Origin of the sequence: Ligilactobacillus apodemi DSM 16634 = JCM 16172 (assembly GCF_001434405.1) — a bacterium.
Taxonomy (GTDB): Bacteria; Bacillota; Bacilli; order Lactobacillales; family Lactobacillaceae; genus Ligilactobacillus; species Ligilactobacillus apodemi.
In genome coordinates, this window is sequence record NZ_AZFT01000002.1 from 36955 (window position 1) to 53476 (window position 16522).

The 16522-nt window shown below is 40.4% G+C and carries 13 protein-coding genes and 1 pseudogene; 7 read left to right on the forward strand and 7 right to left on the reverse strand.

The features are described from left to right. Nucleotides 1–388: 388 nt before the first annotated feature. Genes FC32_RS00505 through FC32_RS00515 form a run of 3 tightly spaced genes read right to left on the reverse strand, consistent with a single transcriptional unit; the run spans nucleotide 389 to nucleotide 3894 of the window. Nucleotides 389–1096, reverse strand: coding sequence for an aspartate/glutamate racemase family protein (locus tag FC32_RS00505; protein ID WP_025087242.1), 708 nt, complete (start codon nucleotides 1094–1096; stop codon nucleotides 389–391). A 6-nt stretch (nucleotides 1097–1102) separates the two neighbouring features. Further along, on the reverse strand, nucleotides 1103–2359 hold the full coding sequence (locus FC32_RS00510) for a carboxylate--amine ligase (protein ID WP_025087241.1): 1257 nt from the start codon (nucleotides 2357–2359) through the stop codon (nucleotides 1103–1105). After that, nucleotides 2359–3894: a UDP-N-acetylmuramoyl-L-alanyl-D-glutamate--2,6-diaminopimelate ligase gene (locus tag FC32_RS00515; protein ID WP_056957183.1), complete on the reverse strand. Its 1536-nt coding sequence runs from the start codon at nucleotides 3892–3894 to the stop codon at nucleotides 2359–2361. The genes FC32_RS00510 and FC32_RS00515 overlap by 1 nt, the downstream gene beginning before the upstream one ends. Before the next feature lie 230 nt (nucleotides 3895–4124). Between FC32_RS00515 and FC32_RS00520 the strand changes: the two genes are divergently transcribed. The 4 genes and pseudogenes from FC32_RS00520 (at nucleotide 4125) to FC32_RS00535 (ending at nucleotide 6238) form a co-directional block, all read left to right on the forward strand. Continuing rightward, nucleotides 4125–4505, forward strand: a complete 381-nt coding sequence (locus FC32_RS00520) for a helix-turn-helix domain-containing protein (protein WP_025087240.1) — start codon at nucleotides 4125–4127, stop codon at nucleotides 4503–4505. Nucleotides 4506–4508: 3 nt separating this feature from the next. Then, entirely contained in the window at nucleotides 4509–4865 is a 357-nt protein-coding gene (locus FC32_RS00525) for an IclR family transcriptional regulator domain-containing protein (protein ID WP_155891459.1), read from the forward strand. 16 nt (nucleotides 4866–4881) lie between these two features. After that, nucleotides 4882–5478, forward strand: a pseudogene (locus tag FC32_RS10905) (cysteine hydrolase family protein). Nucleotide 5479: 1 nt separating this feature from the next. Further along, entirely contained in the window at nucleotides 5480–6238 is a 759-nt protein-coding gene (locus FC32_RS00535) for an SDR family NAD(P)-dependent oxidoreductase (RefSeq protein WP_056957184.1), read from the forward strand. A gap of 34 nt (nucleotides 6239–6272) precedes the next feature. Here FC32_RS00535 and thrB read toward each other — a convergent pair whose 3' ends face one another. Both thrB and FC32_RS00545 read right to left on the reverse strand, forming a co-directional pair. Continuing rightward, entirely contained in the window at nucleotides 6273–7148 is an 876-nt protein-coding gene (thrB, locus tag FC32_RS00540) for a homoserine kinase (protein WP_025087238.1), read from the reverse strand. Then, nucleotides 7145–8434 carry a homoserine dehydrogenase gene (locus FC32_RS00545; protein WP_025087237.1) on the reverse strand — a complete coding sequence of 430 codons (1290 nt, stop codon included), beginning with the start codon at nucleotides 8432–8434 and terminating at the stop codon, nucleotides 7145–7147. Before FC32_RS00545 ends, thrB begins: the two co-directional genes overlap by 4 nt. Nucleotides 8435–8610: 176 nt before the next feature. Here FC32_RS00545 and thrC point away from each other — a divergent pair, with 176 nt between their 5' ends. From thrC to FC32_RS00560, 3 genes are all read left to right on the forward strand, one after another. Next, complete coding sequence (gene thrC / locus FC32_RS00550) at nucleotides 8611–10104, forward strand: threonine synthase (protein ID WP_025087236.1); 1494 nt, start codon at nucleotides 8611–8613, stop codon at nucleotides 10102–10104. A gap of 28 nt (nucleotides 10105–10132) precedes the next feature. Continuing rightward, entirely contained in the window at nucleotides 10133–11482 is a 1350-nt protein-coding gene (locus FC32_RS00555) for an aspartate kinase (RefSeq protein WP_025087235.1), read from the forward strand. Nucleotides 11483–12175: 693 nt separating this feature from the next. Beyond that, nucleotides 12176–13036, forward strand: coding sequence for an Rgg family transcriptional regulator (locus FC32_RS00560; protein WP_025087234.1), 861 nt, complete (start codon nucleotides 12176–12178; stop codon nucleotides 13034–13036). Between the two features lie 44 nt (nucleotides 13037–13080). Here the strand turns inward: FC32_RS00560 and asnB are convergent, their stop codons facing one another. Both asnB and dnaB read right to left on the reverse strand, forming a co-directional pair. Further along, nucleotides 13081–14958: an asparagine synthase (glutamine-hydrolyzing) gene (gene asnB, locus FC32_RS00565; protein WP_056957185.1), complete on the reverse strand. Its 1878-nt coding sequence runs from the start codon at nucleotides 14956–14958 to the stop codon at nucleotides 13081–13083. A 91-nt stretch (nucleotides 14959–15049) separates the two neighbouring features. After that, the gene (gene dnaB / locus FC32_RS00570) at nucleotides 15050–16438 is read right to left on the reverse strand and encodes a replicative DNA helicase (protein ID WP_056957186.1); all 1389 of its coding nucleotides are present in this window, start codon (nucleotides 16436–16438) and stop codon (nucleotides 15050–15052) included. Nucleotides 16439–16522 lie beyond the last annotated feature (84 nt).

Here is a 16522-nt window from a genome sequence, read left to right on the forward strand (position 1 = left end):
TTCCCCTGAGAGCTAGCAAACATCGCAACGTTAGCTAGATTTAGTAAATAGCTCTTGTGACATATAAATAAATTATGCTTTTTCTTGCTTCCATCGTTTTGGGCGAAGCGCGACATTTTATAGCCTGATCTTTCAGGTGAATGTGTATTGGATTAATTTGATTAAGAACAGTCTCAAAAAATAGTGTCTGCGCCAATTTTAGCTGAAAGTAGGAAACTAAAAGCGATACAGTGCTACTTCTATACCTAAAACAGATGTTAATTAATAAAGATACATTTCAGATATACCGATAATAGTTTATCTTCCTTATATATCTATTTTGTATCCTAAAACCAAAAGAACACAAAACAGCGACAACCTAAATTAACGAGTTGTCGCTGTTAGTTAGTTATTTTTGTGTTTTATTAGCCCATTGGATCGTGCGGTCGACTAAAGTTGATTGGCTGTCTACAATTGGTAGATCGGTGATAGGTTCGCGTTCTTGGGCAAGTGATAATTCAGTACACCCTAAGATCACGACATCACACCCGGTTTCTTTGATCATTTGTGCTACTAGATCATGGAATAATTTACCATTGACAATATCTTGTTCTTTGATATCATCATAGATCAATTCATCGGTCATCTTTTGCACAGCGGGGCTTGGTTTGGCTAATTCATAACCAGCCGCCAAGATCTCTTTATCATAGATCTGATCACGGATCGTTCCCCGCGTTGCCACTAAGCCAACTTTTCTAGCTTCAGGGTAGCGGTTGCCGACTTCTTTAACGGTTTCTTTGGGCATGTGCAAAATCGGAACATCGACTGCTTTAGCCAATTCATCGTAGAAATAATGCGCCGTATTACATGGCAACGTGAAAAAATCAGGTCCTAAGGTCGCATACTGTTTGAAATCTTCGATCAATTCCGGCAAGGGATCAGGCTTAGTATTATCTAAAATAAATGCCGTTCTATCGGGAACAGTTGCATGGTTGACCAAGGTATAGTTGTAGTAATCTTGGTCTTTATGCGCCTTAGTCCGTAAATTTAATTGATGAATATAGCTTTCGGTCGCCATTGTTCCCATGCCACCGATAATTGTAAAAAAATTCTTCATAGTATCTTATCCTTTATTTTCAGCAAAATAACGGGCAAAATTCTTCACATAGTTATGATTCATCCATTGGATCAATAACCAGCGTTTTAAGTTCATGTCTTCTGAGTATTCGTAAGTTGTGCCGTAGCGATTTTCTTTGATCAAGGCTAAAGCATGTTCTTTATCTTCGTTTTCACGCGCATATTTCTTAAAGGTCTTAACTGGAACACCTAACCATAAAGCAGCTTGGTCGTTGTCTTTATTACAATAAACCGTTTCAGCCTCTTTTAAGTCGCCCGTGACGTAATCACGCACGACCCATTGAGCTAAGTTATAACCGTTTAGCGTAACAAAGAAACTACTGCGGCCTTGGCGTAAGTTGATCTCAAAGAGTTTATACTTGCCATCACGAACGTCATATTTCATATCAAAGTTAGCGTAACCGGTAAATTTGATCTCTTCTAAGAAGCTTTGGATCGTATCATAAATCTCTTGGTTATATTCAGGTAAGATCGCTACATAGTTACCGATCGCAGCTGGTGCGGGATCTTCTAATAACGGATGTCCTAAACACATCATTTTGACTTTGTGGTTTTGATCTACATAAGCGTTTAAGACGCGCATGTTGCTGTCATCGCCAGGAATGAAATCTTGTAAGATAAAGTCGCCCGTGTAACCGTTAGTATAGGCAAGGTCTACGATGCGATCAAATTCTTCGCGTGATTGGATGCGAAAGGCTTTCTTGCGCCCTTCAAAATGCACGTCGAGCCATTCGATACTATTAGCTGGTTTTAACGCAACTGGATAGTCAAATGGTTGTGCGATCTTTTCACCCTTGTCATGCATTTCTTTAGTGATGATCTGTGTTTTTGGATATGGTAGATTATATTTTTCACAAATTTGATAGAAATTTTCTTTATTGTTCAATTGGTGCAACATGTCCACATCAATGTAAGGACAAACAAAGACATCTTCTAATTCTTTTTTGTGACGTACGATCAATTCAGCGTAGCCATCCCCACAGCCGATCAAGATCACTGGTTCTTGGTGATCACGGTAGCTTTCCTTGATCTTCATCATTTCATCGATCCAAACTGGGTCTTCCGAAAAACCATCGATCAATTCGAGGTCAACGATCTTGGTATAACGCGTTGGCGCTAATTCGCTTTGCGCAAAAGCTTTAACTGGTTTATGGAACATTTCATAAAATGAACGCGCCATCCCATATACATTAAAGTCACTCCCTAACAAAACCGGAGTAAAATCTGCCGTTTCAACTGCCATTAGTCAATATCCTCCAAAATTTCTTGTGCGATCTCAACATCAGTTGGATACAAAAGCTCTTTTCCTTTTACTTTTAAATATTTATCTTCACCCCGACCTGCTAAAACGACCACATCGGCAGAGGTACTTGCCATAAGAGCTTTTTTGACTGCTTCTTTGCGTTCAAGCTCAAAGACAACATCCACGCGCTTATGATCGATATGTTGATCGATCTCTTGGGCGATTTTTAGTGGATCTTCAAAGCCCGGATCATCGGTCGTTAAATAGGCCACATCTGCTTCTTCACTTAAAGCTTTCCCAAAACCTTCACGGCGCGAGATCCCTTTGTCGCCGGTACTTCCCAAAACAACATGGATCTTACCTGCATTAGTTTGTTTGCGCAAGAATTTCAACAAGGCACTCAAACTTGCGTAATTATGAGCATAGTCAATATAGACCGTCCCGTGATTTTTAGACGTGATCATTTCCATGCGTCCCGGAACTTTTACTAGCGGTAAAGCCTGTTGCGCTACACTCTTACGCGCCCCAGTGATCCCCGCTGCGATCAAAGCACTTGTTGCGTTACCTTCGTTATAATCACCGGCAAGCGCGATCTCATAGGTGCCATCAAGGTCTAAACTTTTGGCCTTTGCCGTTAAACCAGTTACCTTAAATTCACTTTGTTTTAAATCTTCAAAGTCGTTAGTGATCTCAAAATCAACATCGACTGCAAACTCTAACTTAGCTCCTTTACGAGCATAAAGGTAGACATTTTCTGCCCCAACACTAGCTTTAGCCGTTTGGTAGACATCGAGTAAATGTGTTGTTTCAGCATTGATCACACACGTCTTAGAATTGAGCAAAAGCTGTTCTTTGCAGAATAAATAATCAGCAAAGTTGGGGTGTTCGTTTCTCCCGATATGGTCAGGTGAGATATTTAAAAAGATCCCAATGTCATATTTCAAGCCGTAGACCCGGCTCTTTTTATAGGCTTGGGAGGAAACTTCCATGACCAAATGATTCATCCCATTATTGACTGCTTGGCGCATATCATGAAATAAATCAAGGGATTCAGGGGTCGTTAGATCGGACTTGAACCGTTGATCTGGTTCATTTCCTAAGATCCGGTCGATCGTCGAAAATAGCGCAGTCCGATCACTTGTCGCTTCCGCTAAGATCCCACGGGCAAAATAAGCCGAGGTGGTCTTACCTTTTGTCCCCGTATAGGCAATGATGAATAGCTCATTTTGGGGATAGTCATAAAAAGCTGCCCCTAAAAGTGCCATTGTTTTTTGAACGTCAGCCACGATGACCGCGGTCATACCTTCGCCTTCAGGATAATATTGTTCGGCAACATATCCGGTGGCTCCGGCTTCTTTAGCCATCGTAAGGTATTCTGGTTTGAAATTCCCCTTGCAGATAAAGAGCGCTTGGTCCCTAACTTTACGGGAATCATAAGTAATGTTAGTAAAGGTCTCAGTCTGTGGTGCAACCAAGACTGATTGTAATAATTGGTGTTCTTTTAATAATTGTTTTATTTCTGGTACAGAAAGCACGGGGCCATCTCCTCATTTACTTAATACATACTAATAATTATCGCACGTTTTGCTCTAAAAATAAAATAGACTCTGCGCAAAACATTTCAACTGATATTTTAGCTTATGCCCTTCTAAAATTAAAGCCAAAGCCTTAGTTGAATTTTAGTTTCACTATTCGGAACTTTTTTGCTATCCTTTTTAAAAGAACATTAACCTTGTATGCTAGATTGCGAAAGGTGGAAATGTCCATGGATAACAATAAATATCTCCTTTCAACACTTGTTAAAGCTAAAGACGTCTTAACGCTCTTACAAGCAAAAACTTCGGTCACGTTACATGAAGTCATGACCGCATTGAATCTGAGTAAGACAACAGCTTTTCGCTTACTTTACTCATTAACTGAACTTGATTTTCTAATCAAACACAAAAATCGTTACTATTTGAAGAACTATTTCTTTGCCACTAAGCTTGAGCAGCGCATCAACTGGTCAGCGGTCCCAATTTTAAAACCGCTAGTCTACAAATATCAGCTGAGTGCTTATATTGGGATCATTTTTCAAAATGAGATCGTCATTACTCAGGTGATCCCCGCTAAACAGCACCCCGATGACCTGGACCGCTTAGGGTAAAGTTTGCCCTTAAATACTAGTGCCATGGATAAATGTGCCTTAGCATTTTTACTCCCAAAACTGCAAGATCAAATGCTATATTTAAACGATTTTCCTCAAAAGACCAAACATACGCTGACCGACACGACATCTTTAAAGCACAACCTTAAAGTGATCTTAGCGCAAGGTTATGCTTTAGACGACGAAGAAAAAGAGCTCAACTTTAGATGCGTTTCCGCACCTATTATGGAGTCAGATAAAACTGTCGCTGTTTTAGGTCTATCCGGTTCATTAGACGCACTAAAGCGTTGTGATATCAAGCACCTTGCCAAAGATATGCGCCAAAAAAGTAACGAGATCGAACAAACATTATTACATTAAAGCGAGGAAAAAAATTATGTTAACTAAAGATAAGACTGCTCTTTTAGTGATCGATCTACAAAATGACAACATGAGCATCGGTGGTAAATCCGAAAAAAGTGGTGCTGTCGAACATGCTAAAAAACAAAACATCGCTAGTTTGATCAACAAAGCACATGACCTAGATATCCCCGTGTTTCATAACCAATTTGTCGTCAAAAAATGGGCACCTGGCATCGGCCAAAATGCACCGATCTTTCAAAGTATTCGTGAGATCGACAGTGTCGTAGAAGATACTTGGGGCGCAGAAACTGTGGCAGGGATCACGATCGCACCCGAAGATTTCGTGCTCAAACGGACGCGGATGAGCGCCTTTAATGAAACCTAATTAGATACGCTTTTACGCGGCCTTGGGATCGAAAATCTCATTGTGACTGGCGTTTGGACTAATATGGCAGTCGAACACACTTGCCGTGATGCGGCTGATCACGGCTATAATGTCACAATTGTTACTGACGGAACGGCTAGGATCAATGACAAATGGCAAAATGCTGCCTTAAACTATGCCCTAAATAACATCGCAACTAAACTTTCTACTAAAGAAGTTTTAGCTGACCTAAGTGAGGCTAACTAACATGACGCAAACTGTACTCATTACTGGCGCAGCTTCGGGGATGGGCCTTAGCATGACCAAACGCTTTTTAAGTGCCGGACAAAATGTCGTCATGGCCGATTTTGATGCGTCAAAAGGTCAAAGCATAGCTGCCAAATTTCAAACAGAATTTCCTAACCAACAAGTGGATTTTTACCAAGTCGATGTTAGTTCACCAACCGCCGTTGACCAATTAGCTAAGCAAGTTTTAGCCAAATATGCTCACATTGATACGCTCATCAATTGCGCTGGGATCTTCGCTAAAGGGGCGCTCCACGAACTGACGCTTGAAACTTGGAACAAAGTTTTAGCAGTCGATGTTACCGCAATTTTTTTGATGACTAAAGCCTTTATCAACACAATGATCGCGCAAAAAAGTGGCGTGATCATTAACATCGCCTCAATTTCAGGGCTTTACGGTGATTACAATATGGCAGCTTACAGTGCAGCTAAAGGCGCCGTTACTAATTTAGTGCGTTCAATGGCGTTAGATTATGGTAAATACAACATTCGAGTAAATAACATTGTCCCTGGACCAACCAATACCCCCTTATTCCAACAAAATCCGCCAGAAGTGATTGCTAAATTTAACCAAGCAAGTCCCCTTAATAAAATCGTTGAACCTGCAGATGTCGCTAATATGGCTTATTTCTTAGCCAGTGAACAAGCTCAAGCGATCACAGGTCAAAATATTCAAGTTACGGCGGGCTTTGGGATCCATTCCGGCCAACCGCAACAATAAAAAAACGTGTGCTTTTTTGCACACGTTTTTTGCTTTATCCAATAACTCTCGCCCCGAGTTGATCGATTTGCAAACTGACAAATTCGCCAGTCAACCCTTTAGCTTGAGCTTTGGCAATAAAATCAGGCATTTTTGCTGGGGCAAGTAATGTCATCACCGTTGGACCTGCGCCACTCAAATACGTTCCCTTTGCGCCTACTTCATGCCCTATTTGCCGTAATGTCGCTAAATGTGGTACTAATTTTTGGCGATATGGTTCATGATAACCATCTAATTCGATCAATTCAGCGATCAAATCAAGGTCTTTTGTCAACAACGCGGCTACCAAGGCATTGCCGACACTGCCAGCACGGACCGCTGCTTTATAGGGTAACTCGGCCGGTAAAACGCTACGACTATCTTTAGTTGCCAATTCAAAGTCGGGGATATAAGCTAAGAGCCCGATCTCTGGAAAAGTAGCAGTCAAAGTTTTGGGCTGACCATTTAACAGTAACGAAATCGTCAAATTACCAAATAAAGCTGGGGCAACGTTATCGGGATGGCCTTCAATCTTAGTTGCAACTTCTAATAACTCTTGGTCAGTAAAAGTTTTAGCCGAAAAATGTTGGGCTAACTTGATCCCCGCCACGATCGCAGCCGAACTACTCCCCAATCCACGTGCTAACGGAATCTCTGAGATCACCTTAAAATGCAACGGAGATAAATCGGGGTCCAGTGCTAAAGCTGCTTGAACGATCAAATTTTGTTCATCACTAGGGACTTGTGACCCTAACTCATGTTCAACTTGCCAACTAGCAGTATTTTGGGCTAATATTTCCAAGGTTAAGTAACGATTGACCGCTAGTCCTAACGAGTCAAACCCCGGTCCTAAATTGGCGCTGCTAGCGGGAACAACGATTTTTACTGTCATTTTTCTTCCTCCAAGACTTTATAAGCAGCTAGGAGTTGCATTTCTGCTAAGTTGTTGATCTTTTCAGTGATCTCGTTTAACTGCGCCTCGCTCATCGCATGCGTCACGATCGAGATCCGCGCATCACCATTAGCGGCACCAGTTTGTTTGATCACCTTAAAGCTGGCATTGGCTTGCGTCATGATCTCGGTCAACTTCAACATTTGCCCTGCTTTATCAGGTGTTAATAATGACAAGTAGTATGGATAAACGATATCGTTTGCCTTAGCAAATTCGATTTTTTGACTATAGTCGTTGAAGCGGCTACCCGTTGTTTGTAAAACGATATCCTTAGTAACGGCGATAATATCGCTCAATACGCTATTAGCTGTCGGCAATTCACCGGCACCTGGGCCATAAAACATCGTCTCACCGACTGCTTTTCCAGTCACTAAGACAGCATTATTTTCATTTTGAATCGCAGCTAAGGGGCGGGAATTGTTGACTAAAACTGGACCGACTGAGACCGCTAATTTACCGTTGATCAGCTTAGCGATCCCTAAAAGTTTCAGTGTATAGCCCAATTGAGCTGCTTCTTTGATATCTTCTAACTGGATCCCATCGATCCCTGCCAATTTAACTTCATCCAGCGTAATATCTTTTCCAAAAGCAAATTGAGTTAAAATGATCATCTTGTAAGCTGCATCTTTTCCAGTAACATCATTGGTCGGATCAGCTTCCGCAAATCCTTTTTCTTGCGCTAATTTTAGCGCCGCTGCGTAAGATAAACCATTTTGGGTCATCTGCGTCAAAATAAAGTTGGTCGTTCCATTGACGATCCCTAAAACAGATTCAACTTGATCGGCCGCAAATGAGTTCACGATCGTCCGTAAGATTGGGATTCCCCCAGCCACACTGGCTTCATAAAATAAGTCACACTTATTTTCTTTGGCTAACTCAGACAATTCAGGACCATGTAAGGCGATCAGATCCTTATTAGCTGTCACAACATGTTTTTTTGCCTGTAACAAGCGTTTGATGTATTCTCTTGCCGTGTCAACTGTCCCCATCACTTCAACGACGATTTCAATTTCATCATCGTTTAGTAACTTCGTAAAATCATTCGTCAATTCGATCCCCGTAAGGTCAACATTACGGTGTGCGTTTACATTTCGAACTACTGCAGTTTTGACTTTTAATTCACAGCCAGTGATATTGGTGATCTTATGGGCGTTATCTTGTAAAAGTTTCACCACACCACTACCAACTGTCCCCAAACCTAAAATTCCAATCTTGATCGCTTTCATGGACCGATCCCCTTTCGTTTCCAAAAACTATGTATCTTTCTTCTAATATTAACATATTCAAATTTTACCCAAAAGTAATTAACAACTTATTTTAATTTAACTAATTTATTTTACTTGTTATTTTAATCTCTCTTTGGTAGTATGAACTCAAAATTTATGCGAGGAGAACACTTATTATGGATATTTTATACCGCAGCACCCGCGATCAAGCCCAACAGACCATGACCGCCTCACAAGCCGTCTTACAAGGTCTTAGTCCTGATGGAGGGTTATTTGTGCCCACTCAGTTACCTGAACTTAATTTAGAACTATCTGAGCTATTGCATTTATCTTATCCTAAATTGGCTTACAAAATTTTGCAACCGTTTTTTAATGACTACACCAAAGAAGAATTAGAAGCTTGCCTTGCTAAAGCTTACGGTAAAAATTTCACGACCCCAGAGATCACTCCCGTTGAGTTCAAGAGGGACTTAGCTTATTTAGAACTCTTCCACGGCCCAACGATCGCCTTTAAAGACCTTGCCTTACAATTATTGCCACACTTACTCCAAACGGCAGCCGCTAAGAATCAAACTGCACTCCAAACGATGATCTTAACAGCGACTTCTGGTGACACGGGTAAAGCTGCGATGGAAGGTTTTGCTGATGTCAAAGATACACAAATCATCGTCTTTTACCCTAAAGATGGAGTCAGCGAGATCCAAGAACGCCAAATGCGCACGCAAAAAGGTAAGAACACTCACGTAGTCGGCATTACTGGCAATTTTGATGATGCACAAACTAAGGTCAAAGAGATTTTTGATGATCAAGCATTCGCACAAGAGATCCGCCAAGAAAACTACCAACTTTCTTCGGCAAACTCGATCAACATTGGGCGCCTTTTCCCCCAAGTGGTCTATTATTTTTATGCTTACGGTCAATTGCTCAAAGCTAAACAAATAAAAGTTGGTGACAAGGTCAACTTCAGTGTGCCAACAGGTAATTTCGGCGATATTTTAGCCGGTTGGTATGCTAAAAAATTAGGACTTCCGATCAACAAGTTACTTTGTGCCTCTAATGAAAATAACGTCTTGACCGAGTTTTTCCGCACCGGTACTTATGATCGCAATCGTGACTTTTATGTAACGACTTCACCTTCAATGGATATCTTAGTTTCCAGTAACTTAGAACGCCTCTTATTTTACACTTTAGGTGAAGATTCCAAGGCAACTGCCAAATTAATGGAACAACTCAAGACCACGGGAAAATACCAACTTTCACCGGCATTGATGGAACAGCTGGCGCAAACATTTTACGCTGATTTTGCCACCCAAGAACAAACAGCAACTGAGATCGCACAGCTCTTTGATGACGCAAAATACCCACTTGATCCGCATACTGCAGTCGGTTCTTTTGTTGCCCACAAATACCAAGCAGAAACTAACGATCAAACACCGATGGTCGTTGTTTCCACTGCTAGTCCATACAAATTCCCCGAAGCAGTCTTACACGCTTTAGGTGAAAAAAACGTTGCTCCTGGATTAGCTGCGGTCACGCAATTACATGAGCTCATCAAACAGCCCTATCCACCAACGATCAGCGCGCTCTTTGATGCACCACTCTTACACGATCAAACGTGTGCTCCAGCCGACATGAAAGCCTTAGTCGCACAAATCATTCGTGAAAATTAAAAATTTATCTTACAAGGGGAAAATACTTATGAAAGTTGTTAAATTTGGGGGAAGTTCACTCGCTAATGGTGAACAATTTAAAAAAGTTATTCAGATCGTAACTAGTGATCCTAGCCGTCAAGTCATCATCACTTCAGCTCCTGGCAAACGCTTTGCCGAAGACACTAAGGTCACTGATTTATTGATCGCTTATGCGGAACACTTTTTAGACTATGAAGATACTAGTGCCATCCAAGCAGTGATCTTTTCGCGTTACCAAGAAATCGCGCAAACCTTTGAGCTTCCAGCAGATCAGCTCGTTTGGTTAAAAAAAGAGTTGCGTAAATTACAAGAAAAGACTTATCCGAATGCCGCTTATTTATTAGCTGCTTTCAAAGCTCACGGGGAATATTTCAATGCTCGCTTATTAACGCTGATCTTAAATCATCTCGGTGTGCCAGCGCGCTTTGTCGATCCACGTGAAATTGGTCTTTTAGTCACCTCCGATCCAAATAACGCTAGCGTTTTGCCAGATACCTATGAAAATTTTGAAAAATTTAAATACGGCTCAGAGAAATTAATACTTCCCGGGTTTTTTGGGGTAACAGCTGAAGGTGAGATCGCAACCTTTTCGCGCGGTGGCTCAGATATCACGGGGGCAATCGTTGCGCGGGGCTTACACGCTGAATTATATGAAAATTTCACCGACGTTGATGCGATCTATGCTGCCAACCCTAGACTCGTCAAAAATCCTTATGCGATCACCAAAATGACCTATCGCGAAATGCGAGAATTATCCTACGCTGGGTTTTCAGTCTTCCACGATGAAGCGATCGTCCCTGCGATCGAAGGCCGGGTTAAGATCAATGTGAAAAATACCAATCATCCCGACCGTCCTGGGACAATGATCATTCCGTACCAAGAATTCACCCCGTTGACACGCGTTACTGGTATCACTAGTTCCAAACATTTTGCCGCCCTTTACTTGCATAAATTCTTGTTAAATAAAGGCGCGGGGTTGACCTTAAAGATCCTAAATATCTTATATAAACACGGCATCTCTTACGAACACATGCCTTCCGGGATCGATGATTTGACGATCATCTTTGATAAAAGTCAGCTCACCGCCGAAAAGAAACAAGCGGTCTCGCGCGACATTCGCGCTGCTTTACGCCCCGATGAACTAAGCTGGATCGATGATTATGCCTTGATCATGATCGTTGGTGAAGGAATGCATAATCGCATCGGGATCATGAAAGACATTATTTTAGCGATTTCTGATCATAACATCAATATTCACATGATCAACCAAGGTGCTTCTGAAATTTCGATCATGCTGGGAACTAAGAGTGCCGATGCTGATCGGGCTGTCAAGTACATTTATGAAGCATTCTTTTAAAAATGATCCACCCTGTAGCTGTGCATTTCACTATGCACAGCTACTTTTTTAGCTTAAAATGTCTATAAATATTTATGGAAGCGCTAACCAAAAGAGCCAAATGACGTTTTTTCGCTAAAAAATCATTCTAGCTTTTTTGCAATTATTCGACTTGACCAACCTTAGATGTAGCAACAGCTTCTATGGTTAACCAAATTTACCACAGCGAACTAAAAATGAGACAAAAATCAAACAATGATCTTTGTCTCATTACATACCTACCTATTCTTACCTATTCTTACCTATTATCCCCTATTTTACCCCGGTAAGCTTACAAGAATCGGCTAGCTAATGGTCCCCTCCGCTGTTGGTACTAAGCTTTTTTTTAGTGCCAAAAACCACTGGCAGTCCTTCTTTTGTAAGCTTTTCAAAATAAATCCTCATAATTTGATCTTTATTTTTCATAAATAACCCCCTTTTTTTAATATAAAATTATTAACAATTAATTTGTTAACAACTAGAATTATACCCTTTAATTTCTATTTGCCTTTTTTTTATGCGAAAAAGGAACTTTTGTGTCAGACATGACGTAATATAAAAAAATTTGTATTTAAGGTGTATATCGGAAAAGAGACGTTTGTGCCACAAAAGGGACATTTCTTGTAAACGCCTTACTTAATAAGTACTATATAGTATAAGGAAGGAGAAGCATCAATGCAGTATCACAAAGTCGTTTCTGAGCTTCGAACTAACAAAAACATTAGAGTTTCTGACTTACTTTGTGACAATATGTCACGCTCAAGTTATAATCGTTATATTTCGGGGAAAACAGACATCTATAGTCAACATTTTTTAGGACTACTCGAGCAGCTCCATATTTCTTTTTCCGAGTTAGATTTTATTGCACATGGGTACAGCAATTCAAAAAAAGACGCCTTCTTCTTAAATGTGACTTTAGCTGCCGATGCTAGGGACAAAGAAGCTTTAGTACTCTTATATCACCAAGCTTCTTCACTAACTAAGCATACCCGAAATGACTTTTACACTCATATGATCGATGCCTTAGAAATTATCATTAGTTATCTTGAGGCTAAGCCATATAGTGTGAATAAAACTAGTTTATATTGTTATTTACTACAGGCTTTTACGTGGACAGATTACGAATTCAAATTTTTCCAATTTATCCTACCATTTCTTTCACCCACAGAGGTGGAACCTTTTTTAAATAAAGTTGAACGTAATTTTGCTAAAATCAATAATTCGAATTTATACGTCGCTGAACAATTTCGCTTACTTTGCGATATCGTTTTTTATTTTTTTCAACACAAGAACTATATTAACGCTTTGCATTATATCAATTTACTAGAAAATTTTGAGCTAGCTGAAAATCTAGTATACGAAAAATTGCTTTTTATATTCTTCACTAATATAAAAAAATTGCTATTAAATCAACCATCAAGTGTCTGGAAAAAGCCGATCGATGATTGTATCGCGACTGCCCAATTTTTAGAAATGTCCAATTTATCTCAAAAATTTGAAAAGACTTTAACTGAACTTAAAAACAGTAGAAAATAACACCAATAAAAAATGCGTCCGAGCTAGACTCAGACGCATTTTTCTTATTTAGTGATCTTTACTTTGCTTAAAGTATCTGCTGTTGTATCTTCTGGGAAGTAAACTTGATACCACAAAATAAAGGTATAAATCGTAAAGATTTTTTGCATGGAAGACTTACCGTTGATGTGTTCTTGTAAGATTTCCAATAAAGCATCGGTATCAAAGAATTTCTTAGCTACATCAGAGGTGAAAGCTTCTTCGATCCGTTTTCTAAACTTGTCTTCTTTGATCCAACTTGCGATTGGTGATGGGAAGCCAAGTTTTTCTTTTTTAGCCACATCTTGTGGTAATTCAGCTGCCGCTGCCGCCCGTAAGGAGACTTTGGTTTCATCTCCCTTGATACGAGTGTTGATCGGCATTGTTGCCGCAAATTCAGCTACTTTTTTATCAACTAATGGTGTCCGCACTTCAAGTGAGTTACACATACTCATACGATCAGCCTTGTGTAAAATATCAAATGGCAACCAAGTATTGATATCAAAGTATTGCATTTGTGTCATTTCATCTTTGCCTTTTACATCATCAAAGATATGTTGGGTATAAGCACCTGAATCAACATTTAAATCTTTATTTTTCAAAATCTTATCCCGATCATGGTAGTTGAAGACATAGTTTACTCGGTAGTAGCGTTCACTTAACGGTTGAGACCCACGTACCAAGAAACGTTGACCGTGGAAACGTGGTAAATCGATCACCATCTTGGAGAAGGCCTTACGTAACCCAGCCGGAACATATTTTTGATATGTTTCAAATGGACGAGCTTCAAGATAAGTGTTGTATCCACCAAAGAACTCATCAGCACCTTCACCAGAAAGCGCAACTTTAACTTGTTTTCTAGTTCCTTTTGAGAGATAGTAAAGCTGCATTGCAGAAGGGTTAGAGAGCGGTTCATCCATGTAATACATGATCGTTGGCAAGATATCAAAGTAATCATTGCCATCCATCGTGATCCGCGTGTTTTCTTGGCCGATCTTCTTAGCAAAGCGTGATGACCAGTCTAATTCACTATATTTTGAGTGTTCAAACCCTAATGAAAATGACTTGATCGGTTTTAATTTTGCAGCTTCGTTCAAGACATAACTTGAGTCGACCCCACTGGAAAGAAAGCTACCGACTTCAACGTCAGCGACCATGTGGGCTTCAACTGATTCATCGACGATACCACGGATCTTTTTAGCATCTTCTTCGATCGTTTGGTTCTTGTCGATGTGATCATAGTTAAATTTGTAATATTGATGAATTTCTGTTTCACCATCTTTGTGGATGAAATAATGTCCTGGTAAAAGCTTGTAGACATTTTTGAACATCGTTTCTTTAGATGGGATAAATTCAAAACTCAAGTGGATCGGTAAGAGTTTTTCATTAAATTCCTTTACAAATTTTGGATGATCTAAAAATGCTTTGATCTCAGATGCCCACAAGAAGCTTTGACCGTCATCGTAGTAATACATTGGCTTGATACCAAAATGATCACGTGCCCCAAAGACTTCTTTTGTCTTGCGGTCATAAATCACAAAAGCATACATCCCACGTAGTTTATCCAATAATTTTGGTCCCCAAGCATCGTAGCCGTGAATCAAAACTTCAGAGTCAACGTCGGTTCTAAATTCATAGCCTAATTTTTTTAATTCTTCACGAATTTCACGATAATTGTAAATTTCACCATTAAATGTCAAGACCTTTGTCTCATTACTGTTGTACATTGGTTGTTTACCATGTTCTAAGTCAATGATCGAAAGGCGTCTAAATCCCATTGCAGTTCCTTCATCAGCGAAGTAAGCTTCGTCATCAGGTCCCCGGTGACGGATACGATCAGCCATTTTTTCGATCGTATCTTCAGGAATATCAGTTTGATTAACATAACCAACAAAACCACACATAAATGTTTCTCCTTTAAACTTATAGGTTTTTTTCATTTGCCAGTCTACTGCCTAAGATTAATCCTTATTACCTTAATTGTCAAAAACTATTTTAGGATGGCTCAGGTATATATGAGATATTAGCAAACTTATTATACGATTTAATAAATAAGAGTTTAACAGTTCCCCGCGCCCCCGCACGGTTCTTTTCGATGATAAGTTCCACTTCCCCAACGTCTTGATTTTGGATCTCATCTTCATTATCATCGTCTTTTTCTTCACCATCAGCTCGTTCATAGTAGTCATCCCGGTAAAGAAAGGCTACGATATCAGCATCTTGTTCGATCGAACCAGATTCCCTAATATCTGAAAGGACTGGGCGTTTATCTTGGCGCTGTTCAACGCCACGAGAAAGCTGAGATAATGCAATGATCGGAACTGAGAGCTCTTTTGATAATTTCTTTAATTGCCGTGAGATCTCGGAAACTTCTTGTTGGCGACTTTCTTTGTTTGAGCCTTCGATCAATTGTAAATAATCGATCACGATCAAACCCAGATTGCCTTTTTCTTTAGCTAGGCGCCGACTTTTGGCTCGGATCTCTGACATTTTGATCCCAGGGGTATCATCAATATAGATATTTGTTTTTGATAAAGCCCCCACTGCGACGATCAAATTAGCCCATTCTTGGTTATCCAATTGCCCCGTACGCAAATGATTAGCGCTGATCGACCCTTCCGCACAGATCATCCGATTAACGAGTGATTCTGCACTCATTTCTAGGGAAAATAAGGCAATCGTCTTGTCCGTTGAGGTACCGATATTTTGGGCAATATTTAACGCAAAAGCCGTTTTTCCGACAGCGGGACGGGCCGCTAAGATGATCAAGTTATCTGGTTGCAAGCCCGCCGTCATGTGATCAAAGTCTCGGTAGCCCGTCGCAAGCCCGGTGATATCTTCTTCTTGTTTTGAAAGTTTATCGATCTCATCTAACGAATCGGTCAAAACTTTTCCGATCTCTTTAAAACCACTTTGCGTCCGATTTTCAGCAACTTCCATGATCTGACGCTCGGCTGATTCTAACAGTTGTGAGACGGGCTCATCTTGTTCTTTAGCCTGCGTAATGATATTTGTCGCCGCCGAGATCATCCGACGTAAAACGGCCTTTTCTGCCACTAATTTAGCATAGTATCCGATATTAGCTGCCGTCGGTACGGATGAAGCCAGCTCAGCGATGTAGGCCACACCACCAACATCATCTAGTTGATTGTTCATCTCAAGCCGACTATTGACAGTCAAAACATCAATTGCTTCACCATCGTCGTTTAAGTCGATCATTGTTTGGAAAAGTATTTGGTGCGCGCGCCGATAGAAGTCATCTGCCTCTACAAACTCCATTGCATCAGCCAAAGCATCGGGGCTTAAGAAAACCGCACCTAAGACAGCTTGCTCGGCTTCGATATTTTGCGGTGGCAAGCTGTCATTTAAAAGTTCATTATCCAACCAGCTTCATCCTTTCTGCAAATTAAGTGTACAACTTGCAATTATAACACAAAACCTAGGTTAAGATAGCTAGTATGAGTTAGC

Bases quoted from the DNA above. Each gene is read 5' to 3' on its own strand.
- FC32_RS00505 (WP_025087242.1), bottom strand. From the start codon at position 1,096: ATGAAGAATTTTTTTACAATTATCGGTGGCATGGGAACAATGGCGACC.
- FC32_RS00510 (WP_025087241.1), bottom strand. From the start codon at position 2,359: ATGGCAGTTGAAACGGCAGATTTTACTCCGGTTTTGTTAGGGAGTGAC.
- FC32_RS00520 (WP_025087240.1), top strand. From the start codon at position 4,125: ATGGATAACAATAAATATCTCCTTTCAACACTTGTTAAAGCTAAAGAC.
- FC32_RS00535 (WP_056957184.1), top strand. From the start codon at position 5,480: ATGACGCAAACTGTACTCATTACTGGCGCAGCTTCGGGGATGGGCCTT.
- thrB (WP_025087238.1), bottom strand. From the start codon at position 7,148: ATGACAGTAAAAATCGTTGTTCCCGCTAGCAGCGCCAATTTAGGACCG.
- FC32_RS00545 (WP_025087237.1), bottom strand. From the start codon at position 8,434: ATGAAAGCGATCAAGATTGGAATTTTAGGTTTGGGGACAGTTGGTAGT.
- thrC (WP_025087236.1), top strand. From the start codon at position 8,611: ATGGATATTTTATACCGCAGCACCCGCGATCAAGCCCAACAGACCATG.
- FC32_RS00555 (WP_025087235.1), top strand. From the start codon at position 10,133: ATGAAAGTTGTTAAATTTGGGGGAAGTTCACTCGCTAATGGTGAACAA.
- FC32_RS00560 (WP_025087234.1), top strand. From the start codon at position 12,176: ATGCAGTATCACAAAGTCGTTTCTGAGCTTCGAACTAACAAAAACATT.
- asnB (WP_056957185.1), bottom strand. From the start codon at position 14,958: ATGTGTGGTTTTGTTGGTTATGTTAATCAAACTGATATTCCTGAAGAT.